Here is a 24221-nt window from a genome sequence, read left to right on the forward strand (position 1 = left end):
AGGGCGGTGCCGGGCGGCCTAATTCCTTGCGATGGCCATTCGTCTTTGGCAGTGGGCGTGCTTCACGCCCTGTTTCCGCCTGAATCCGATGATCGTCCGATGATCCCCCGATGATTGATTTCCTCGCCCCGTTTTTCACCGGCGCCTTGCGTCCATACGCCGAACGGCTGCATGTCGCGGCGCCGGCACAGACACCGCGTGCGGACTGGGCCGTCGAGTGTCTGGCGCGCCTGTCGCAAGCCACGCGCTGCGCGGACCTGCGCGCGCTGGCGGCAGCCTGGTTCCGTGACTACACGATGGCGGTGGTGCCAGGGGCGCTGGTTGCGGCGGCCGTGCATCGGCGCCGCCTGCCATTCGATTGGGCGGTCCCGCGCATCGCGCAAGAGGGGTGGCTTGAAAGCCTGGTGTTGCCGGATGGTGGTGAGCCGGCCGTCACGACGTTGCCAGCCTTGCTGTCACCGCTGATGAACCGACACTTGCCGGATGTCGTGGCGGCGTTGGCAACCGCAGGCAGGGTTTCCCAGCGCCTGCTCTGGTGCACCGGAGGTGTCGCGGCATCGGGCATCGCCCGGCAGCTTGCCGCGCATCCGGCTTTGGACGCGGCAGGGCGCGCGGAGGTGCTGGCATGGATCGATCACGCCGTATCGGCCGACGGGTATTCCAATGCGCTCCACGGTGCTTTCCGGACGGGCGCGGAACCGGGCTCGCCGGGAATCGCGCCCGTGCGCCGCATCTGCTGCCTGAACTACCGGCTGCCCGCCGGAGAGCACTGCGGCACGTGTCCGCGCGTGGCGGTCAACCCAGTGCCGAACGATCCTTCGCGCGCCACTGCCGCCACAGCCACCACGCGGTAACAGCCACTGGCACGCCGAGCCCGACCCAGCACAGCGCATCCCACGCGCCGTCGCCAAAGATGCCGGCCGCCAGGCCGCCCAGCGATAACACGCCAAGCAGAACCGGCATCGGCCATGTATCGTCGATCAGTTTCATGCCTGGTCTCCCGACAGTTGCGGCGGCAGCGGGGAGCGCGCATCTTCACGGCTGCGGCGCGGACGCTTGAGCCAGAAGATGAATCCGGTGATGGTGGCCCCGGCGGTCAGCACGGTCAGCAGCGCCCACAGGATCTGCAGCGGCCGTCCCGCGTAGTCGCCAAAATGGAACGGCGCCGATAGCAGCAGCACCTGCAGATACCAGGGCATGCCCCGCACGGCGGCCACGCTGCCGTCGCCAGCATCGACCAGCACGATGGCATAGACGCGCTTCTGCAGTTCCGTATGGCCGCGCAGGACCACACCGTAGTGGCGGCCCGTGGAGAATTCCGTATTCGGATAGAACACGAAAGCGGGGTCCTTGCCGGGCACGGAATGGCTGGCCGCCGCGAGCGCACGGTCGACCGGAACCAGCGACGCGGGCGTCGGTCCCGGCAGCGTGGCGATCAGATGCTGCAGCTCGGTCTTCTGCCACACGCCGATGATCAGCGGCGAGAACGACAGGAAGGTGCCCGTCAGCCCCACCACGAGCGCCCAGGCCATCACGACGATGCCGAACAGGTTATGCAGATCGGCCTGCACGATGCGCACGGGCTTGCCAAAGCGCACCAGCCCGAACGCCAGCTTGCGCATGAACGGCCCGTAGACCACCAGCCCGCTGATCAGGCTCAGCGCGAACAGCACGCCGATAAAGCCGATGAAGAATTGCCCCGGCAGGCCGAGAAACAGGTTCAGGTGCAGCTTGAGGATGAAGCCGCTGAACGTCTCGCCCGGCGGTCCGGGCTTGCGTGTGGCGCCGGTGGCGGCGTCGAACTGCGTGGTCGTGCCGTTGCGCAGCTTTGGTTCGCCCGGTGGACCCACCCGCACGCCGATCGCGTCGGCATCCTCATCGGAAAACGAGATGGACTTCGTCACCTGCCCGGGATAAGCGGCCTGCGCCGTATCGACCAGCGATTGCAGCGACGGACGTTGTGCCGGCACCGCCACGGTGCGTTCGGCGGCCACCATGCCGTGATGCTCCTGGCCAAGCAGGGCGTCGATGTCTTCGTGAAAAATCAGCAGCAGCCCGGTCACGCACAGCACCAACAGGTTCAGCGTGCATAGCAGGCTGGTCCATCGGTGAATCGCGTACCAGAAACGCAGCGTGGGGGCTTTCATGTTCTTGTGCTCCTGCGGAACAACGCGGCCCGCCCAGGTTGCAGGGCGGGCCGCATATGCCGCTTACCAGCGGTAGCTGGCCGTACCGATGATGGTGCGTCGGCGGCCGTAGTAGCAGTTGGTCGCGCTATCGCACGCCGCCACATACGTCTTGTCGAACAGGTTGTTGATGTTCAGACGCAGCGTGTAGTGCTTGGCAAACGAGTAGCTGGCGGCCAGGTCGAACAGCGTGAACGCCGGCACGGTCGTCACGTTGGTCTGGTCGTAGGTCTTGCTGACGTAGCGCACGCCGCCGCCCAGCCAGACGCCCTGCAGGAAGCCGAAGTCGCTCGACAGGCGATAGTCCGCCCACAGCGACGCCATATGCTTCGGAATGTACTGCGGGGTCTTGCCGGCATTCGGCGCGCTCGGACCTGCCTTGGTGACTTCCGCGTCGGTGTACGTGTACGACGCCAGCACGTTGAAGTTCGGCGTCACCGCCCACGTGCCTTCCAGTTCCACGCCGCGCGAGCGCACTTCGCCAAGCTGCGAGAACTGGCCCGTCACCGGCGACGTCGTGAGCACGTTCTCCTGGGTCAGGTTGAACAGCGACATCTGTGCAAAGCTGCGGCTGCCGACGGGCTGGAACTTCAGGCCGGCCTCGTACTGCTTGCCCGTGGTGGGCTTGGGCGAGCCGCCGCCATAGAGCGTGGTGGCGCCAGTCGGTTCGAACGACGTCGAATAGGCGAAGTAGGGCGACAGGCCGTACGGGCCTTCCCACAGCACGCCGGCGCGGCCGGTGAACTTGCCATCGTTGGTGCCGGTGTTGGCAACGGCATTGGTGGCAATCGTGCGCGTATCGGTATCGACGCGGGCCTTGTCGTAGCGGCCGGCTGCCTGGAACACCAGGCGATCCGCCACGCGCAGCATGTCCTGCAGGTAGAAGCCGATCTGGCTGCGGCGCGTGTCGGTATCGGTCTGGTAGGCCGTCCTGACGAAGTTGCCGTAGACCGGGTTGAAGGCGTTCAGCGGCGGTTCCGTGGTTGCGGTGGGAATGCCGTTGGCGGGCGTCACCGCCGTCTGGCCCAGCAGACGGTCAAAGTGCGAATACGAGTAGTCGATGCCGGCCAGGATCGTATGGTCGAACATGCCATGCTTGACCTTGACCTGTGCCTGGTTGTCGACCGAGAACACGTCGAACGATTCCGTCGAACGCAGGCCAAGACGGCGCAGCAGGTACGGGCCGTTCGGCGGATTGGCGACCAGACCGCTGTTGCTGCCGATGTTTTCGTAGCTCACGTACTGGTGGGCATAGCGCAGGTTCTGGCGCAGCGTCAGCGTGTCGTTGACGCGATGCGAGAACTCGTAGCCCGCCATGTACTGCTCGCGCTTGAACCGGTCAAAGCCCGGTTCGCCCGTGAACAGGTCGGTCGGGATCTTCGAGCCATTCGCCAGCGGCGTGATCGTGCCAAGCGCCGGCAGGAAGTTGGCGCTGTTGCCGGCGTTGTCGTGATAGATCTGCGTGTAGAACGTGAAGTTGGTGTCCGCGCTCGGACGCCACGTGATCTGCGGCGAGATGAACAGGCGGTCGTCGCCAGCCTTGTTGGTCTGCGTGCCGCTATCGCGTGCCAGCGCGGTCAGGCGGTACAGCACCTTGCCGTCCTGATCGAGCGCGCCGGTGAAGTCGCCCGAGATCTCCTTGCGATCGAAATTGCCGAAGCTCAGATTGATTTCATTGAACGACTCGGCCTGCGGACGCTTGCTGACCTGGTTGACCAGGCCGCCGGGCGATGTCTGGCCATACAGCACCGACGACGGACCACGGACGATGTCCACGCGCTCCAGGCTATACGGTTCCACGTCCCAGTAGCCGTAACCGCCGGACCAGGGCAGCTTCAGGCCGTCCCAGTACTGGCCGTTCTGCGCCGCGTTGAAGCCACGGATGTAGTACGTGCCGCGCCGCGTATCCACGATGGGCTGCGTGCGCACGCCAGCGCTGTAGCGCAGCGATTCCTCGATGGTGCTCGATCCCTGGTTGCGGATCTGGTCCGCGGTGATCACGCTGATCGACTGCGGCGTGTCTTCGATCGGCACATCGGACTTGGTACCCGACGTCGACTTCTTGCCAACCGGCCCGTAGTTCTCGGCCACGGTATCGGCCCGCACGCTGACGGTCGGCAGCGTTGCTTCGCCGCCCGCCGGTGCGCTGGATTGCGCATACGCTGCCTGCATCGATACAGCCAATGCCAGCGCGGTCAGCGCGAATGGTTGACGGCTCCCCTGGGCCTGGGCAGGCCCACCGTTTTTACCCCTTTTCATATTTCTCCTGTTTTCTGCAGTTTTTCGATTGCGCCGGATATTCTAAATAGAAATCATTCGTATTTCTATTACATGGATGTTGCGGAATACCTACGTCGGAAGGGTTGCGGCCGGGATGTCCGCACCGCCGGCGGGGGATTGGCTCGTCATGGCCACCGGCGCAGCGGCATCGATGCTTTTGCCAAGATCGGCCAGCAGCCGGGCATCGCGGACGATCGCGTGGTGGTCCACGCCATCGATCACGGTCTCCCGCGCGGGCGTGCCCTGCCAGCCGGCAAGGCGTTCGGCGGCCTCTTCGCGGCCCGTGCGCCACCAGACAGACCGTGGCGCCTGTACGACAGGTACCGCTGCATCCGCCGCCGCCAACGCACCAAGCCGGTACGCCGCCACGAACATCTGCGCCAGTTCGTCGGCGCCAAGTACGGCTTGGTGCGACGACGTAGCCGCAAGCGGCGCGAGCAATGCGCGGACCGATTCGATATCAGGCATCGCGGCGACCGATATCGGCACGGCGAGCGCTGGGGCGCCGGGTAGCAACCGCGCGGCAAATTCGGCCAGGGCCGCCGGCCAGGCAGGCGCGTCACCGTCGCGTTGCGCGGTCGCTTCCGGCACGAACGGGTCCACCAGGCCGAGCCATTGCACGCTCTGTCCCTGGCTCTCCAGCTCGCGCGCCATCCATGTGGCCAGCGTCGCACCGATCGACCAGCCGAGCAGCAGGTACGGACCCTGCGGCTGCACCGAGCGCCATTCGCGCACGTAGTCGGCGGCGATAGCGGCCAGCGAGACGTCGCTCCAGGCCGGATCGCCAAGCGCGCGCGACTGGAAGCCGTAGACGGTGCGCTCGCTGCCGAGCTGCGCGACGATGGCGTCGTAATCGAACAGCGTGCCCAGCGCCGCATGGACGCATGCCACGGGCGGTAGCGTGCCGCCCGTCGGCCCCTGCGCCAGCACGCGCAGCGCGGTGGGAGCGGACTTGCTGTCCACGGACTGGTCGGGCAAGAGCTGGCCGATTGTCGGCGTGCGCATCAGGTCGCGCAGCTTCAGGTCGATGCCGAGCGTCTTGTTGGCGCGCACGCGCGAAATCACCTTCAGGCTCAGCAGCGAATCGCCACCGAGGGTGAAGAAGTTGTCGTCCAGACCGATGCGGTCCACCCCGAGCACGTCCTGCCAGACCTCGGCAAGCCAGCGCTGCGCGTCGGTACGTGGCGCAACGTATTGGTCTGCCGCTTCTGCCTGCGGCGCGGGCAAGGCACGGCGATCGAGCTTGCCATTGGGCGTTAGCGGCAGGGCATCGATCACGACGAAAGCGGCCGGGACCATGTAGTCGGGCAGTTCAGCCGCCAGCGCGTTGCGGATGTGAGCCACATCGAAGGCGCCGCTGGCGGGCACCACATAGGCGGCCAGCCGCGCGCCGGATGGGCCTTCGACGGCGATCACGGCGGCGTTGCCGACGCCTTCCTGCGCGAGAATCCGCGCTTCGATTTCGCCCGGCTCGATGCGGAAGCCGCGAATCTTGAGCTGCTGGTCGATGCGGCCCAGGTATTCGAGCTGGCCGTCGGGCAGCCAGCGCGCGAGGTCGCCAGTGCGGTAGAGCCGCGCGCCGTCGTCGGCAAACGGATCGGGAATGAAGCGCTCGGCGGTCATCGCGGCGCGGCCCAGGTAGCCACGCGCAAGGCCCAGGCCGCCGATATGGAGTTCCCCGGCAACGCCGGGCGGCACGAGGTTCAGCTCGGCATCGAGCAGATAGCAGCGACGATCCCCGACCGGTCTGCCGATGGGCGCGTAGGTGCCGGAGAAATCGGCGGCATCGGCGCGTACCTTCCAGACCATCGGGGTGACGACGGTTTCGGTGGGGCCATAGCCATTGATATAGGTCTGCGCGCCGAGCGCGCGGCGTGCCTGGGCAAAGGCGCCACGCGGCATGGCCTCGCCGCCGAACGAGTACAGGGAGACGGGCGGATGCTGGCCGCGCTGTTCGCAATGCTCGGCAAGCTGGCGCAGATAGGCGGGCGGAAAGCCGGCATTGGTGACGCCGTGGCGAGTCATGGTGGCGGCGGTCTGCTCGGGCGTCCAGAGCGCATCGTCGCGCAGCACGAGGGAGCCGCCGCAGGCCAGGGCGCAGAGCCAGCGCTCGTGTGCGCCATCGAAGGCGAAGGAGAGGAAGTGCAGCTCGCGGGAGTGGGGTCCCATCTCGTAGGCGTCGATGGTTGCGGCCACATGCATGGCCAGCGGGCCGTGCGGGACGCAAACGCCCTTGGGCCGGCCGGTGGAGCCGGAGGTGTAGATCACATAGGCGAGCTGGTCGGGATGGACGGGCACCTCGGGCAAAGGAGCGACATCTGCGCCCACCATATCGAGGGTGAGCACGGGCAGCGAGGCGTGAGCAGGCAGCGCATCGAGCAGTGCCGGTTCGGTGACGAGCAGGCGGATGGCGCTGTCTTCGAAGAGATAGGCCAGGCGGTCGCTGGGGTAGGCCGGATCGAAGGGGACGTAAGCGGCGCCGCTGCGCATGACGGCGAGCAGGGCGACGATGATGTCGGGGGAGCGGGACAGGGCGATGCCGACGCGGTGCTCGGCGCCGATGCCCCTGGCGTGGAGGACGGCGGCGAGGCGGTCGGCGCGTGCGAGCAGTTCGCCGTAGCGCAGCGTCTGGTCGCCGCAGATCACGGCGACGGCATCGGGCTGTGCAGTGGCCTGCTGGGCGATGCGCGCATGCACGGGCAGGCAGTCGTCGGCGGGGGCTTCGCCCTGGCCGAGTGCGAGTAGCGCAGCCTGCTCCCGTGGCGCCAGCAGGTTCCAGTCGCCTACGGATTGCGCCGTGCCGACCGACGTCAGGAGTCCGGTCATCTGCGCGCAGATGCGCTCCACCTGCGCGGCATCGAATGCGCGGCGCATATAGGTGAAGCTCAACCGCAGGGTCTGCCGCAGGCTGACCTCGACGTCCATTTCATACTCGGTCAGTCCGGTGCTGCCTTGCGTGGCAAAGCGCAGACCGCTGCGCGTGGCCGACTCCAGCGCGTCTTCGAGCGGAAAGTTTTCGAAGACGAGAATGCTGTCGAACAGCCGCTGCCCGGCTTGTCCGCCCCAGCGCTGGATATCGGACAGCGGCGTATGACCATGCTCGCGCGCCGACAGATTGAACGCCTGCAGTTCACGCAGCCAGTCGCCCAATTCCTGCTCGGGACGCGGCGTGGCCACGACCGGCAAGGTATTGATGAACAACCCGAGCATCTGCTGGGCGCCGGGCACTTCAGCGGGGCGTCCCGCAACCGTGGCGCCGAAGGCTACGCGCCGCTGGCCGGTGTAGCGCTGCAACAGCAGCAGCCAGGCAGCCTGCACGACCGTGTTGATCGTGACCTTCTGCGCGCGGGCAAAGGCGGCAAGGCGGTCGGTGATCTCGGCGCTGCATGTGTGCTGCAGCAGGCCGTAGCCCTCGCCGGAAGCCGGTGCCGGCATCGCCTCGGCCAGTCGCGTGGACGTGTCGAAGCCTTCGACCACCCTGCTCCAGAAGGACTGCGCGGCCGCGGCGTCACGGCCCTGAAGCCAGCCGATGTAGTCCGCAAAGCGGCCTTCGGGGGCGGCGACTGGTTCTCCTGCATAGCGTTGCAGCACTTCACCCAGCAACTGCGACGTGCTCCAGCCATCGACCAGCAGATGGTGCACGGTCCAGACCAGATGGTGACGCGCAACGCCAGTGCGGACCAGCGTCAGGCGCATCAGCGGCGGCTGTTCCAGGTCGAAGCCGCGCGCCAGCTCGGCGGCGGCCAGTGCATCGAGCGCCGCCGCCTGCGACGCGGCATCGCGCCCCGACCAGTCTTCCTCAGTGAATGGCAGTGCTACATCGTGCGCCACCCATTGCAGGGGCTGCTCGCCGCGCGGAATGAAGCCCGTCCGCAGCGTGTCATGGCTGGCCAGTGTGTCGCGCCAGGCCTGCGCAAAGCGGGCCGGATCGAGTCCGTCGATATCGACGCGAAGCTGGTTGATATAGGCATTCCCGGCATCGGCACGCGCCACGCTGTGGTAGAGCATGCCCGCCTGCATCGGTGACAGCGGATACACGTCCTGCACGCGCGCGGGGTCCAGGCCAAGGCTGTCCAACTGAGGCTGCGACAGGCGCGCAAGCGGAAAGTCGGCGCTGCGCAGCGTGTCACGGCGTTGGCTGGACGGCCCTTGGGCCGGGCGATCCTGCGCCGCGAGCGGCGTCATGGCGGCGGCCACGTCGGCCAGTGTCTGCTGTTCGAACAGCGCCTTGGGCGTCAGATGCTGGCCCAGCGCGCGCAGGCGGGCGACGATCTGCAGGCTGAGGATGGAATCGCCACCGAGCTCGAAGAAGTTGTCGTGGCGGCCCACGCGGGACACCTTCAGCACGCTGGACCAGGCCTCGGCCAGCACCGTTTCAGCGCCGGCCTGCGGCGCTTCATAGGCCGCGCTACCCGTGAAATCGGGCGCGGGCAGTGCACGACGGTCGAGCTTGCCGTTCGGCGTGACCGGCATGCTGTCCAGCGCGATCATCGCGCCGGGCACCATGTAGTCGGGCAGCGCCTGCGCCAGCCACTGGCGCAGCGTGTCGGCATCGGCAGTGACGCCAGGGGCGTGCACCACGTACGCCACCAGCCGGGGCGGGCCATCCTGAGTGTGCGCAAGCACGACGGCTTCCCGCACGCTTTCGTGTGCCAGCAGGCGCGCTTCGATTTCGCCGAGTTCGATTCGCAGCCCGCGAATTTTGACCTGATGATCGAGGCGGCCAAGGTACTCGATCTGCCCGTCGGCGCGCCGGCGCGCCAGGTCGCCGGTGCGGTAGAGCCGTTCACCGTGGGCGCTGTGCGGGTCCGCTACAAAACGCTCTGCGGTCAGCGCGGGCCGCGCCAGATAGCCGCGTGCGAGTCCGGCGCCGCCCAGATACAGCTCGCCAGCCACGCCTTCCGGTACCGGCTGCAGCGCGGCGTCCAGCACATGGGCGCTGACATTGGCAATCGGGCGGCCAATCGGCACGGAGTGGCCGTCGTCGTCGCGGCAGGTCCAGTGCGTGACGTCGATGGCCGCTTCGGTCGGACCATAGAGGTTGTGCAGCCCGGCGTGCGGCAGCAGACCGGTCGTGCGGCGCGCCAGATCGGCGGGCAGGGCTTCGCCGCTGCAGACGATGTGGCGCAGGCTCGCGCACGACGCGGCAACGCTGTCATCGGCCACGAACGCTTGCAGCATCGACGGCACGAAATGCAGAGTGGTTACATGGTGGCGTGCAATCAGCGCCGCAATGCGCTGCGGATCTCGATGGTCGCCAGGCGCGGCCAGCGCGAGCCGCGCGCCGGTCATCAGCGGCCAGAAGAATTCCCAGACCGATACGTCGAAGCTGAACGGCGTCTTCTGCAGCACGGTGTCGGTACCGCCCAGGCGATATTGCTGCTGCATCCACCAGAGCCGGTTGAACAGCGCAGCGTGCCGGTTGGCCGCGCCCTTCGGGCGGCCCGTGGAGCCGGAGGTGTAGATCACATAGGCGAGGTTTTCCGGCGACAGTGCCGGCGCCGGGTTGTCGTCCATCCCGGCGGCCTCGCACGATGCCGTGTTCAGGTCGATCTGCGACACGGCGCGCGACAGCGCGGGCATGGCATCGGGCCGCTGCACCAGGACCAGCGCCACGCCGCTGTCCTCGATCATGTAGCGCAGCCGGTCGGCCGGGTAGTCGGGGTCGAACGGCACATAGGCGCCGCCAGCCTTCAGGATCGCCAGCAGCGCCACGACCATCTCCACCGATCGCTCGGCCAGCACGCCCACCGGCACGTCCGGGGCCACGCCGCTGGCGATCAGCCGGTGCGCCAGCGCATTGGCGCGGCGATTCAGCGTCGAATAGGTCAGTGCCACATCGCCCAGGCACAACGCAATGGCATCGGGCTGTTCGGCGGCGCGCGCCTCGAACAGACGATGCACGGGTTCGCTGGCGGGGTAGGGTTGCGGCGCGGTGCCAAGCGCGAGCGCGGCGCGTGCTTCCACTGGCTCCAGCAGACCGATCCCAGCAAGCGGACGGCCGGCATCGGCCGCCATCTGGCGCAACACGGCAAACAGGCTGCCCGCCAGCTGGTGCGCCTGTGCTTCGGCCAGCATGGCACGGTCGAAGCGGCAGGTCAGGTGCAACGTATCGGTCTGCGCGAACAGCAGCGTCAACGGATAGTTCGTTTCCGCAAGATTGCGCACATCGGAGAATCGGAGGCCACCGGGCGTGCGACGCAGCGCAGCGTCGACCGGATAGTTCTCGAATACGACGATGGAATCGAACAGCGCCTGGCCTCCCTGGCCAGCCCAGCGCTGGATGTCATACAGGGGCGTGTGCTCATGTTCGCGCAGCGCCAGGTTCCGGGCCTGCACTTCGCGCATCCAGTCACCCACGGTCTGCCGCGGCCCCGGCGCGGCAACCACCGGCAGCGTGTTGATGAACAGGCCGAGCATCTGCTGTGCGGCGGGCAGGTCCACGGGGCGGCCGGCCACGGTGGTGCCGAACGCCACGCAGTCCTGATTGGTGCACCGTTGCAGCACAAGCAGCCAGGCGGCCTGCACCAGCGTGTTCAGCGTCACCTTCTGTGCACGGGCGAAGTTCGCCAACGCGCTGGTTTCGTCGGCATCGAGCCAGTGGTGATGCTCGCCTTGTCCTTCTCCGCTTTCCTCGCTTTCCCCGCTTTCCGGGGTCGGCAGCGCGGCGAGCAGGCGGCTGGGCGCGTCCAGCGGCTTGAGCTGTGCCTGCCAGAACGTCTGGCTGGCGGATGCGTCGCGCGACTGCAGCCATCCGATGTAGTCGGCAAAGCGGCCAGCGATGGGCGGCAGCGCTTCGCCGGCATAGTGGCGCAGCACCTCGCCAAGCAATTGGGCGGTGCTCCAGCCGTCGAGCAGCAGGTGATGCACGGTCCAGATCAAGTGATGGCGGTCCGCGCCGGTGCGCAGCAGCGCCACGCGCATCAGCGGCGGCTGTTCGAGGTTGAAGCCCTGCGCGCGCTGGCTGGCGGCAAAGGCGTCCACTTCGCCTGCATCGCGCTCAGTCCAGTCTTCGATCACGACTGGCAGTGCCACGTCCCTGGCCACCCACTGTAGCGGCTGGCCGGCGCGATGGAGAAAGCCGCAGCGCAGGCCGTCGTGGCGCGCCAGCACGGCCCGCCATGCGGCGGTGAAGCGCGCCGGATCGACGCCTTCGACGTCGACGCGCAACTGGTTCGTATAGGCGCTGCCGTGGTCGGAGAACACGCTGTGGAACAGCATGCCCGTCTGCATCGGCGAAAGCGGGTACAGGTCCTGCGTCGCGGCCGGATCGAGCCTGAGTGCGTCGAGTTCGGCCTGCGACACGCGCGCAAGCGGAAAATCCGATGGCGTGAGACCGCAGGCGCCCGATGTGCAATGGGCGACAACGTCTTCCAGGGCGGCGCGGAACGCGGCGGCAAGCGCCTCGATTGCCGCAGCGCGATAGCGGCCCCGTGCATACGCCAGCGATAACCTTAGCTGGCCGTCCTGGACCTGGCCGCTAATCGAAAGCGGATGCGACAGCGGGGTGGCCGGGTCCTGGTTGGCGCCCGTGGCATCGGTCGAGAGTTGCCACGGCGCGTCTCCCGCCAGACTCGCGTCGATCTGGCCCAGGTAGTTGAAGACGACCTCGGGCTTTGGCACGGCTGCCAGGCTTTGTTGCTGCTCCGCGGTGCCAAAGCGGCGCAGCAGTCCAAAGCCAATCCCGTCGGCGGGTATGGCCCGCAGTTGTTCCTTGACGGCGCGGATTGCCGTGCCAATCTCGCCCGTGGCGTCGAGTGCGACGGGGAACATCGTCGTAAACCAGCCGACGGTACGGCTCAGATCGATCGTGTCGTCGACGCCGGGCGTGCGGCCGTGGCTTTCGAGGTCGATCAGCACTTGCGCGCGGCCGGTCCAGGCCGACACGGCACGGCCTAGCGCGGTCAGCAACAGATCGTTGATCCGTGTGCGATAAGCCGCCGGTGCGCGCTGCAGCAGCGCCTGCGTCAGTTCGCCCGGCAGCGTGAGCGAAATACTGGCGCGGTCGGCAATGGTCAGAGAAGCGGCCGGGTCATCCGCCGGAAGCGTGGCATCGATGCCGCACAGCGCCTGCCAGTGCGGCAGTTCCGCCGCACGCGCCACGGCGTTGTCGCGCAGTGCGAGAGACCAGCGCTGGTACGACGCGGTACGTGCCGGCAAGATCGCTGGCGTGCCTTGCAGCCGTTGCTGATAGGCCGAGAACAGGTCTTCAACCAGCACACGCCAGGACACACCATCGACCACAAGATGGTGAACCACCAGCAGCAGTTTCGAGCCATCGTCCGATTGCAGTGCCACGGCGCGCAGCAGCGGACCCTGGGCGAGGTCCAGGCTGCGTTGCGCGGATTCGCAGTGCTCAAGGTGGCTCGCTTCGGACGAGACACGGCGGACCCACAGCAGATCGGCGTGGGTCTCGGCGTCGGCATGGTACTGCTGCCACGTGCCGTGCGTTTCGGTAAAGCGCAGACGTAGCGCATCGTGATGCGCCACCACGTCGGCAACGGCCAGTCGCAGGGCATCGACATCGAGGCCGTCGCGGCAATCGAGCAGCAGCGACTGATTCCAGTGATGACGCCGCGCCATTGGCGTGGCGAAGAAGTCCGCCTGGATCGGCAGCAGCGGGACTTCGCCGGAAGCCACGGCGGCCTCGTCAGACTTGCTCTGATCAGCGGCTACCGCCACGGCTGCGAGTTCGCACAGGGTCTGACGCTCGAAAAGCTGGCGCGGTGTCAGGACCCAGCCGGCCGCCCGGGCGCGAGCGACGATTTGCAGGCTAAGGATCGAATCGCCGCCGAGTTCAAAGAAGTTGTCAGCACGACCTACGCGAGGCAGGCCGAGTATCTCGGCCCAGATGGCTGCCAGGGCGATTTCGGCATCGCCTTCTGGCTGGACGAATGCCTGCGCGCTATCGAAAACTGGCGCGGGCAAAGCGCGGCGATCGAGCTTGCCATTAGGCGTCAGCGGCAGCGCATCGATCACGACGAAGGCGGCCGGGACCATGTAGTCGGGCAGTTCAGCCGCCAGCGCGTTGCGGATGTGAGCCACATCGACGGCGCCGCTGGCGGGCACCACATAGGCGGCCAGCCGCGCGCCAGACGGACCTTCGACAGCGATCACGGCGGCGTTGCCGACGCCTTCCTGCGCGAGAATCCGCGCCTCGATCTCGCCCGGCTCGATGCGGAAGCCGCGAATCTTGAGCTGCTGGTCGATGCGGCCCAGGTATTCGAGCTGCCCGTCGGGCAGCCAGCGCGCCAGGTCGCCGGTGCGGTAGAGCCGCGCGCCGTCGTCGGCAAACGGATCGGGAATGAAGCGCTCGGCGGTCATCGCGGCGCGGCCCAGGTAGCCACGCGCAAGGCCCAGGCCCCCGATATGGAGTTCCCCGGCAACGCCAGGCGGCACGAGGTTAAGCTCGGCATCGAGCAGATAGCAGCGGCGATCCCCAACGGGTCGGCCGATGGGCGCGTAGGTGCCGGAGAAATCGGCGGCATCGGCGCGTACCTTCCAGACCATCGGGGTGACGACGGTTTCGGTGGGGCCGTAGCCATTGATATAGGTCTGCGCGCCGAGCGCGCGGCGGGCCTGGGCAAAGGCGCCACGCGGCATGGCCTCGCCGCCGAAAGAGTACAGCGAGACGGGCGGATGTTGTCCGCGCTGTTCGCAATGCTCGGCAAGCTGGCGCAGATAGGCGGGCGGAAAGCCGGCGTTGGTGACGCCGTGGCGGGTCATGGCGGCGGCGGTCTGCTCGGGCGTCCAGAGCGCATCGTCGCGCAGCACGAGGGAGCCGCCGCAGGCCAGGGCACAGAGCCAGCGCTCGTGTGCGCCATCGAAGGCGAAGGAGAGGAAGTGCAGTTCGCGGGAGTGGGGTCCCATCTCGTAGGCGTCGATGGTCGCGGCCACGTGCATGGCCAGCGGGCCGTGCGGGACGCAAACGCCCTTGGGGCGGCCGGTGGAGCCGGAGGTGTAGATCACATAGGCGAGCTGGTCGGGATGGACGGGCACCTCGGGCAGGGGAGCGACGTCTGCGCCCACCATATCGAGGGTGAGCACGGGCAGCGAGGCGTGAGCAGGCAGCGCATCGAGCAGCGCCGGTTCGGTGACGAGCAGGCGGATGGCGCTGTCTTCGAAGAGATAGGCCAGGCGGTCGCTGGGGTAGGCCGGATCGAAGGGGACGTAGGCGGCGCCACTGCGCATGACGGCGAGCAGGGCGACGATGATGTCGGGGGAGCGGGACAGGGCGATGCCGACGCGGTGTTCGGCACCGATACCCCTGGCGTGCAGGACGGCAGCGAGGCGGTCGGCGCGGTCGAGCAGTTCGCCGTAGCGCAGGGTCTGATCGCCGCAGATCACGGCGACGGCATCGGGCTGTGCGGCGGCCTGCTGGGCGATGCGCGCGTGCACGGGCAGGCAATCGTCGGCGGGGGCTTCACCCTGGCCGAGTGCCAGAAGGCCGTCGCGCTCGGCGCTGTCGAGCAAATCGACGGCATCGAGGGCCACGGCTGGATTGCTCGCCAATTGCTGAAGCAGTTGCAGATAGTGGCGCGCCAGCCTTTGCGCGGTACTCACGTCGAAGAGTTCACGCGCATAGTGGAAGCAGGCGTGAATGCGCCCGGTCGAGTCTTCGCGGGTATCGAGCGTCAGTTCAAGCGCGGTGGAGCGTTCGCCAACCGAAGCGGTTTCCAGTTCCAGGTCCGGCAGCGTCACCTGTGTCGCGCGGTCGCCGCGTCGATGGTTGTGCACGACCTGGAACAGCGGGTGATAGCTCATGCTGCGCTCGGGCTGCAGCGCTTCCACCAGTTGTTCGAACGGCAGGTCCTGATGCGCCTGCGCACCCAGCACGGCATCGCGGATACCGTCGAGCAGCGCGGACAGCGGCTGCCGTCCGTCCATGCGGCCACGCACGATTTGCGTGTTGACGAACAGGCCCACCACGCGCTCGGTTTCCATGCGGTTGCGGCCCGCCACCGGCACGCCCACGCAGATGTCGCGGCTACCCGTGTAGCGGTAGAGCAGCGCGTGAAAGCCCGCCAGCAATGCCATGAACAGCGTGCCGCCCTGGGCCTGCGCGCGTTCGCGCAATGCGCTCGCCAGCGCGTCCGGCAGGTCGATTTCACAGCGGGACGCCATGTAGGCCGCCGCGGCGGGGCGCGGGCGATCCGTGGGCAACGCCAGCACGTCGGGCGCGGCGGCCAGCGTATCGCACCACCACGCAAGCTGGCGTTCCCGTTCCCCGGCTTCGAGCCAGTTGCGCTGCCACGCAGCGTAGTCCGTATAGCCGACCGGCAGGGCCGGCAACGCCAGCGCCTGATCGGCCAGCCGTGCGCGGTACGCGGCGGCAAGCTCGTCGATCAGCAATTGCATCGACCAGCCGTCGGACACGATGTGATGCATCACCAGCACCAGCCGATGCGTCTGCGGACCGAGCTTCAGCAGATGCACGCGCAGCAGCGGTGCGTTGCCGAGGTCGAACGGCGCTTCGGCGATGGCGGCGGCGCGTTCCTCGGCGGCGGATGGGTCCGCCGACAGATCGGTCAACGGCACTGTGATCGTGACGTCGGCACGCACCTGCTGGCTGACGTTGCCATCGGCATCGGCGACGAACGACGTGCGCAGCGCTTCATGGCGCCGGGTCAGCGCGGCAAACGCGGCTTCCAGCGCGGCAACGTCGAGCGCGCCCCGCAGCGCCACGCTGCTGGTGATGTGATAAGCGGCGCTATCGGGTTCGAAGCGATGCAGGAACCATTGGCGCTGCTGGGCGTATGACAGCGGCGCATCGTAGGCGGTGTCGGGGCGGGGCAGCGCCGGAATCGGCAATTGCGAGAATGCGATGCCTTGCTCGGCCATCTTGTCGAGGAAGGCGCGGCGCTGGGCCGGCGCCAGCGTGGCAAAGCGCGCGGCCAGACGCGCCGCGGTGTTGGCTTCGATCATTCAGACTGACTCCAGGGAATTGGCGAATGCTTCGAGTTCCAGCAGGGCGGCTTCATCGGCATGGATTTGCTGCGCCGGGAGCGCGGCTGCCAGCTCGGCAAGCGTGCCGGCGCCAAACAGCAGCGCCAGCGGCGCGTCGATGCCAAGTTCGCCCTGGATACGGGACAGAAGCTGGACGGCCAGCAACGAATGGCCGCCCAATGCAAAGAAGTTGTCGTGGCGGTTCACCACGGGCACGCGCAACAGCTCTTGCCAGAGGGCGGCAAGGCGCGTTTCGAGTTCGCCTTGCGGCGGCTCGTCAGCGGCTGACACGGGGACGTCGGCCTTTGGCAATGCGCGGCGGTCCAGCTTGCCGTTCGCCGTCAGCGGCAGCGCGTCGAGCACGACGATGGCGGCGGGCACCATATGGCTCGGCAGCAGGGCACCGAGCGTGGCGCGCCATGCGGCCACGTCGGGTTGCACGCCAGCCTCGGGCACCGCATAGCCGACCAGCTGCATGCCGTTGCCATTCGATTCGGCCATCACCGCCGCCTGGCGGACGCCGGGCAGTGCCGCCAGTTGCGCGGCGACTTCGCCGGGTTCGACGCGGAAGCCACGGATCTTGACCTGGTCGTCGATACGCCCGAGATATTCGAACGCTCCCGCGGCGAACTCGCCACCAGCGCGGCGGCGCACCCGGTCGCCCGTGCGATACAGGCGCGCGCCGTCGCGCGAGAACGGGTCGGGCACGAAGCGCGCGGCGGTCAGCGCCGCGCGTCCAAGGTAGCCATGCGCAAGGCCCGGCCCGCCCAGATACAGCTCACCCGCCACGCCGTCGGGCAGCGGCGCCAGATCGGCATCGAGCACATATGCCACCGTGCCGGCCAATGGCTGGCCCAGCGGCAGGCCGGTGCCAGGGCAGGGCGTAGTCCCCGCCACGTGCACCATCACGCCAACGGTGGTTTCGGTCGGACCATAGTGATTGACCAGGCGGCAGGCCGGGCGCGTGGCATGGATTCGCGCGCGCAGATCGGCGTCCGTGGCTTCGCCGCCGAGTACGAGCGTATGCGCGGGCAATACGTCGGCCACGTTGGCGCCTGCCGCCGCTGCCCCGTCGAGCAGCGCGCGCAGATGGCTCGGCACGATCTTGAGTACGTCGATGCGATGCGTGGCCATATAGCGCGCAAACGCTGCCGCATCGAACACGCAACGGCGTTCGGGCAGATGCAGTGCCGCGCCGCTGACCAGCGCGCCAAACAGGATGGTGTGACCGAGGTCCGCCGCCGGTGTGGACACCATCGCCATGCGCACCCCATGCGGCAGCGCCAGCGGTGCCAGCACACCATGCAGGTAGTGCGCCAGCGCGCCGTGCGAGATGCCCACGCCTTTCGGGCGTCCCGTGGAGCCGGACGTGTAGATCACGTAGGCGAGGTTGCCGGCGCCGATGCGGCCGGGCGGATTGGCTGCCTCTGCTTCATAGCGTGCCGCGTGCGTCAGGTCGACGACAGGTACGCCAGCCGGCATTGCCGGCAAGCCGCCTGCATGTTGCGTCAGCAGTAGCACGATGCCGCTGTCTTCGACCATATAGGCCAGGCGGTCAGCGGGATAGTCGGGATCCAGCGGCACATAGACCCCGCCGGCCTTGAGGATGGCGAGCAGGGCAACGACCAGCTCCACCGAACGCTCCGCCAGCACGCCGACAGGAACATCGGGACGCACGCCGCGCGCCATCAGTTGCATGGCGAGAGCATTGGCACGGCGGTTGAGTTCCCGATAGCTGAGGGTGTGGCCATCCGCCACCAGCGCCACGGCATCTGGCGTGGTGGCCGCATGGGCCTCGAATCGATAGTGCGCGAGCGGCTGCACAGGCACGCTCGCAGGATCTGGCGATACGGGCGATAGAGACGAGTTGCCGGTCAGGCCGATCTGTCCGAGCGCGCGCGTGCCATCGGCGGCCATCTCGCGCATGACATCGAGCAGGCATTGCGCCAGCTGGCGCGCCTGCGTCTCGGCCAGCCGTGCGCGGTCGAAGCGGCAGGTCAGTCGCAGCACGTCGGTGTGCGCCAGCACCAGCGTCAACGGATAGTTCGTTTCAGCACGGTTGGTGACGTTCCCGAAGGACAGGCCGCCAGGCGCGGTGCGCAGCGCGGCGTCCACCGGATAGTTTTCGAAGACGACGATCGAGTCGAACAGCGGTTGGCCGCCGTGACCTGCCCAGCGCTGGATGTCGTAGAGCGGCGTGTGTTCGTGCTCGCGCAGGGCCAGGTTCAGCGCCTGCACCTCGCGCAGCCAGTCTCCGACGGGCTGGCGCGGGTGCGGCGCGGCGATCACGGGCAGCGTATTGATGAACAGGCCCAGCATCTGTTGGGAGGCAGGCAACTCAGCGGGGCGGCCGGCAACCGTCGCGCCAAAGGCGACACAGTCCTGCTGGGTGCAGCGTTGCAGCACCAGCAGCCACGCGGCTTGCACCAGCGTGTTCAGCGTCACCTTCTGTGTGCGCGCGAAATTGGCCAACGCGGCCGTTTCGTCGGGCTTGAGCAGCAGGTGCTGTTCGGTGTGGCCGTCAGCGGCATCGGCGGGTGGCAGTGCGGACATCAGGCGCGTGGGCGCGTCCAGTGGCCGCAGTTGCGCTTGCCAGAACGCCTGGCCGGCATCGGCATCGCGCGACTGGAGCCAGCCGATGTAGTCGGCAAACCGGCTGCCGGACGTGGTGAGCCGGTCGCCCGCATAGTGGCGCAGCACTTCGCCAAGCAACTGGGCTGTGCTCCATCCATCGAGCAGCAGGTGATGTACGGTCCAGACCAGATGGTGGCGGTTGGCGCCCGTGCGCAGTATCGCCAGGCGCATCAGCGGCGGCCGTTCCAGATCGAAACGAAGCGCCAGCTGTTCCGCCGCGAAACGGTCGAGACTGGCTGCGTCGCGCCCGGTCCAGTCCTCCGCGATGACAGGTAGCGTGACATCCTTTGCCACCCACTGCAGCGGACGGTCGCCGCGATGTAGGAAGCCGCAACGCAGGCTGTCATGGCGCATCATTGCGGCCTGCCATGCCGCGAGAAAACGTGCGGGGTCGAGTCCATCCACGTCCACGCGCAACTGGTTCGTGTAGGCACTGCCGGACGGGGCATAGAGGCAGTGGAACAGCATGCCCGACTGCATCGGCGAGAGCGGATACAGGTCCTGCACCAGCGCCGGTTCGAGGCCAAGCGCGTCAAGGCCGGCCTGCGTGAGTCCGGTCAACGGGAAGTCGGACGGCGTGAAGCCGTGCACGCCCGACGTGCAATGGCGCACCACCGCTTCCAGTTCCACGCGGATCGATTCAGCCAGGCGCTCGATGGTGGCGACGCCGTGCCGGGATCGGCTGAATGCCAGCGTCAGTTGCAGCCGTCCGTCGAATACCTGCCCGTTGACCGACAACGGATGGGACATTGGCGCGGTCGGGTCCTGCGTGGCGCCTGTCGCGCCATTCGAGCGCTGCCACGGGGTGTCGGCAGGGAGACTGGCGTCGAACTGTCCCAGGTAATTGAAGACCACCTCCGCATTGGGCACGGCGGACAGTGCCGCCTGCTGCTCTGGCGTGCCGAACCGGCGCAGCAGGCCGAATCCGATGCCTTCGCCCGGCACCGCGCGAAGCTGTTCCTTGATGGCGCGGACGGCGGCGCCGATGTCGCCGCTGGCATCGAGGGCTACGGGAAACACCGAGGTATGCCAGCCAACGGTACGGCTCAGATCGAGGGCATCGTCCACGCCCGCGGCGCGGCCGTGGCTCTCAAGGTCGATCAGTACCTGTGACCGCCCCGTCCATCCCGACAGCGCGCGGGCCAGCGCGGTCAGCAGCAGGTCGTTGACACGTGTGCGGTAGGCAGCCGGCGCGTGTTGCAACAGCGCCTGTGTGAGGTCATCGGGCAGCGTCAGCGAAACCTCTGCGCGATGGGCGATCGTGAGCGCGCCTGAGCGATCGTCGGCCGGCAGCGTGGCGTCGATCTCGCGCATGGCTTGCCAGTGCGGCAGTTCCCCGGCGCGCTTTTCCGTGTTGCGGCGCAGTGCCAGCGACCAGCTCTGGTACGACGCGGTGCGCGCGGGCAGCACGGCCGGTGTGCCCTGCAATGCCTGCTGATAGGCGGAGAGCAGGTCCTGCACCAGTACGCGCCAGGACACACCGTCGACCACCAGGTGATGGATGACCAGCAGCAGTTGCCAACGGCCGTTGGTTTGCAGCGCCACGGCCCGCAGCATCGGACCCTGGCCGATGTCGAGGCTGCGCTGGGCGGCCTCGCAATGCACGAGCCGTTCGGCCTCGGTGGCGGCGGCGCGGACCCACAGCAGGTCCGCACAGGTCTCGGCTTCGGCATAGGTCTGCTGCCAGATTCCCGCTTGCTCAACCAGCCGCATGCGCAGCGCATCGTGATGAGCGACGATGTGGCGCAATGCGGCGGCCAGCGCGTCCACATCGGGCGCTACGCGGCAATCGAGCAGTACCGACTGGTTCCAGTGATTTCGCTGAGCCATCGGCATGGCAAGGAAGTCGGCCTGGATCGGCAGCAGCGGTACCGCGCCGACGGGCACGGCGCCGTCGCGGGACAGGTCCTGTACCACTGGCACCGCCACACCGGCCAGTTCGCCCAGCGTTTGCCGCTCGAAAAGCTGGCGCGGCGTCAGCAGCCAGCCAGCCGCGCGTGCGCGCGCGACGATCTGCAGGCTCAGGATGGAGTCGCCGCCGAGTTCGAAGAAGTTGTCGGCGCGGCCCACGCGGGGCAGACCCAGCACCTCGGCCCAGATCGCGGCCAACGCGGTTTCGGCATCGCCTTCGGGGGCGATGAATGCCTGGGCGCTATCGAAGGCAGGTGCCGGAAGGGCGCGGCGGTCGAGCTTGCCGTTGGGCGTCAGCGGCAGGGCATCGACGGGCACGAATGCCGCCGGAACCATATAGTCCGGCAGCACGTCGGTCAACGTGGAGCGCAGTGCGGCCAGGTCCGGCGTGCGGCCGGCCACCGGTACCACGTAGGCGACGAGCCTTGGCCCCGATGGCCCGTCGACGGCCAGCACGGCGGCGTTGCCGATCTCGTCGCGCGCCATGATCCTCGCCTCGATCTCACCGGGCTCGATCCGAAAGCCGCGAATTTTCAGCTGCTGGTCGATGCGGCCAAGGTATTCGAGTTGCCCATCGGGCAGCCAGCGCGCAAGGTCGCCGGTACGGTAGAGCCGCGCGCCATCGTCGGAAAACGGATCGGGGATAAAGCGGTCGGCCGTCAGGTCCGGACGATTCAGGTAGCCACGCGCCAGCCCATCGCCGGCGATATACAGCTCGCCGGTCACGCCTGTCGGCACCGGATGGAACCCTGGATCGAGCACGCGGATGCCCAGGTCGGGAATGCGATCGCCGATCGGACTGCGGGCGCGGCTGGACGGATCGAGGTCGGCGCCAGTGATCGGACGGTACGTGACATGCACCGTGGTTTCGGTGATGCCATACATATTGGTCAACTGCGGCGTGGCGTTGCCAAAGTGGTCGACCCACGGGCGCAGCGCCTGCGGATCGAGCGCTTCGCCGCCGAAGATCACGTGACGTAGCGCGAGCGGCGCACCGTAGAGTTCGGGCTGCGCCAGCAAGGCGCGGAATGCGGAAGGCGTTTGGTTCAGCACCGTTACCTGCGCCTGGCGCAGCAGCGCGATGAATTCACGCGGTGACCGGCTGACGTCGAAAGGCACGATGACGAGCTGGCCGCCGTGGCAGAGCGCGCCGAAAATCTCCCACACCGAAAAGTCGAACGCGTACGAATGGAACAGCGTCCAGACGTCACGGGCACCGAAATCGAACCAGTGCTGCGTGGCGGCCAGCAGCCGCGACAGGTTGCCGTGCTGCAACTGCGCGCCCTTGGGGCGGCCCGTGGAGCCGGAGGTGTAGATCACGTAGGCCAGGTGCTCGGGGCAAACAGTGACCTGCGGCGCGGTTTCCGGCCAGTCGCCGTCGTTTTCGTCCCCGGTATCGAGCATCAGCACCGGCAGCCCGGTGCGCTGCGGCAACAGATCGCGCAGGGCCGGTGTCGTCAGCAACGCGGCAATGCCGCTGTCCTCGAACAGGTAGGCCAGGCGCTCGGCCGGATAGGCGGGATCGAATGGCACATAGGCGCCACCAGCTTTCAGGATGGCCAGCAGGCCGACGATCATCTCCGGTGAGCGTTCCACGGCGATGCCGACGCGCACTTCGGGACCTACGCCCAAGGCGATCAGCCGGTGTGCCAGCCGGTTGGCGCGGCGCACCAGTTCGCCATAGGTCATGGCGGTGTCCGCGTAGCGCAGGGCAATGGCATCGGGCCGCAGTTCGGCATGACGCTGGATCTGCTGATGCGCCGGCTCCGGCGCAGCCACGCGCAGAAGGGGACGTCCCGCCGCGTGCTGCTGCGCGAGCGATCCTGCATCTTCGGCATCGAGCAGCGGCGTTGCGCAGAGTGGCAAGTCTGGCTGGCTCAGGATGCCCGATAGTTGCGTCACATAGTGGCGCAGCATGCGCTGTGCGGTTGCCGCGTCGAACAGCGTGCTGTCGTATTCGAGGTCAATGCGGATGGCGTTCGCGTTGATTTCGGTGTCGAGAATCAGATCGAACTTGGCGCCGGTCTGAGCCGCCTCGATGGTCTCCGTGTGCAGGCCGGGCAGCGCAAGCGCGGATGGCGTGGTTGTTGTGCGCAGGTTGAACATCACCTGGAACAGCGGACTCCGGCCCGCATCGCGCGGAATCTGCATATTGTCGAGCAGCACTTCGAACGGCAGTTCGGCATGGTCGAGGGTACCGAGCGAGTCGGCCCGCAGTGCTTCGCAGAGTTTGCGGCCGGTAATGCCCGGTGCCGTGCGCGAGCGGTAGACGTGGGTGTTGGCAAAGAAGCCGACCACGTCATCGAGTCCGTCGCCATCGCGCCCCGCGTGGGGCACGCCGACGGCAAAGTCGTCCTGTCCCGCGTACCGGCTCAGGAGTGCCTGCCACGTGGCCAGCAGCGCCACGAATGGCGTGCAGCGCTGGGCCGCGCAGAACGCGCGCAGCGCGTCCGCAAGCGCGGCGGGCAGCGTTGTGCTGACACGCTGGGCAAGCCGCGTGGCCTTCGCGTGGTGCGGATGATCGGTCGGCAGTTGCAGCGCGGGTACGTGACTGCCAAGCAGGTGCCGCCACCAGTCGCGCTGGGCATCCAGCGCTCCGCTGGCCAGACGTTCGCGCTGAGAGCGTGCGTGGGCGGCGAAGCTCGCGGCCGGCGCGGAAAGCTGGACTTCGCCGCCCGCCAGCGCCTGCGCGTAGGCCGATGCCAGATCGCGCGCGATGACGGTGTTCGACACCGCGTCGGAAACGATATGGTGAAGCGACAGCAGCAGGACATGATCCTCGGCCGCGCGGGTCAGCAGCGTGGCGCGCAGCATGGGCGCCTGGCCAAGATCGAACGGGCGCGCGGCCTCCGCATCGATGCACGCTTGCAATGGCTCGGCGCCGCTGGCGAGCGGACCTTCGGCGAGCGTGAATGCCGGCGACGGTTCCACGATCTGGCGCGGCAAGGCGCCCGGCGTTGCGTCATCGGCGACAAAACGGGTGCGCAGTGCCGGATGTCGAGAAATCACGGCACGCAGCGCGGTGTCGAGCGCCGCCCGATCCAGGGGGCCGCGCAGCGCAAAGGCGCGAGTCTGGTTGTACGCGGTGCTGCCCGGCTCGTACTGCAACAGGAACCACAACCGTTGCTGGGAAAACGAAAGCGGCGCGTCCCGATCGTCGGCGGATTCGGGGTGGGCGGGGGCGGCGTCGGCGTCCTGTTCGAGCAGCAGCGCCAGCAGTGCTGCCTGCTCCGAGGTCGAAGATGGCGTCATGAAGAGTCTCTG

At 67.8% G+C, this 24221-nt stretch carries 6 protein-coding genes; 1 reads left to right on the forward strand and 5 read right to left on the reverse strand.

Features of this window, described 5'->3' with window-relative positions; all coding sequences use genetic code 11:
* The first annotated feature begins 110 nt into the window (after positions 1-110).
* Positions 111-854, forward strand: coding sequence for a siderophore-iron reductase FhuF (fhuF, locus tag AC3FLX_RS08480; RefSeq protein WP_488695547.1), 744 nt, complete (start codon positions 111-113; stop codon positions 852-854).
* Here fhuF and AC3FLX_RS08485 read toward each other — a convergent pair.
* The 5 genes from AC3FLX_RS08485 to AC3FLX_RS08505 form a co-directional block, all read right to left on the reverse strand.
* Entirely contained in the window at positions 796-990 is a 195-nt protein-coding gene (locus AC3FLX_RS08485) for a hypothetical protein (RefSeq protein ID WP_488695549.1), read from the reverse strand. The two genes, fhuF and AC3FLX_RS08485, sit on opposite strands and share 59 nt — an antisense overlap.
* The gene (locus AC3FLX_RS08490; RefSeq protein WP_488695551.1) at positions 987-2147 is read right to left on the reverse strand and encodes a PepSY-associated TM helix domain-containing protein; all 1161 of its coding nucleotides are present in this window, start codon (positions 2145-2147) and stop codon (positions 987-989) included. Before AC3FLX_RS08490 ends, AC3FLX_RS08485 begins: the two co-directional genes overlap by 4 nt.
* 63 nt (positions 2148-2210) lie before the next feature.
* On the reverse strand, positions 2211-4445 hold the full coding sequence (locus tag AC3FLX_RS08495) for a TonB-dependent siderophore receptor (protein WP_488695553.1): 2235 nt from the start codon (positions 4443-4445) through the stop codon (positions 2211-2213).
* A gap of 90 nt (positions 4446-4535) precedes the next feature.
* On the reverse strand, positions 4536-16391 hold the full coding sequence (locus AC3FLX_RS08500) for an amino acid adenylation domain-containing protein (RefSeq protein ID WP_488695555.1): 11856 nt from the start codon (positions 16389-16391) through the stop codon (positions 4536-4538).
* Entirely contained in the window at positions 16392-24209 is a 7818-nt protein-coding gene (locus AC3FLX_RS08505) for an amino acid adenylation domain-containing protein (RefSeq protein ID WP_488695556.1), read from the reverse strand.
* Positions 24210-24221 lie beyond the last annotated feature (12 nt).

The organism is Cupriavidus sp. 291-E7 (assembly GCF_057798835.1).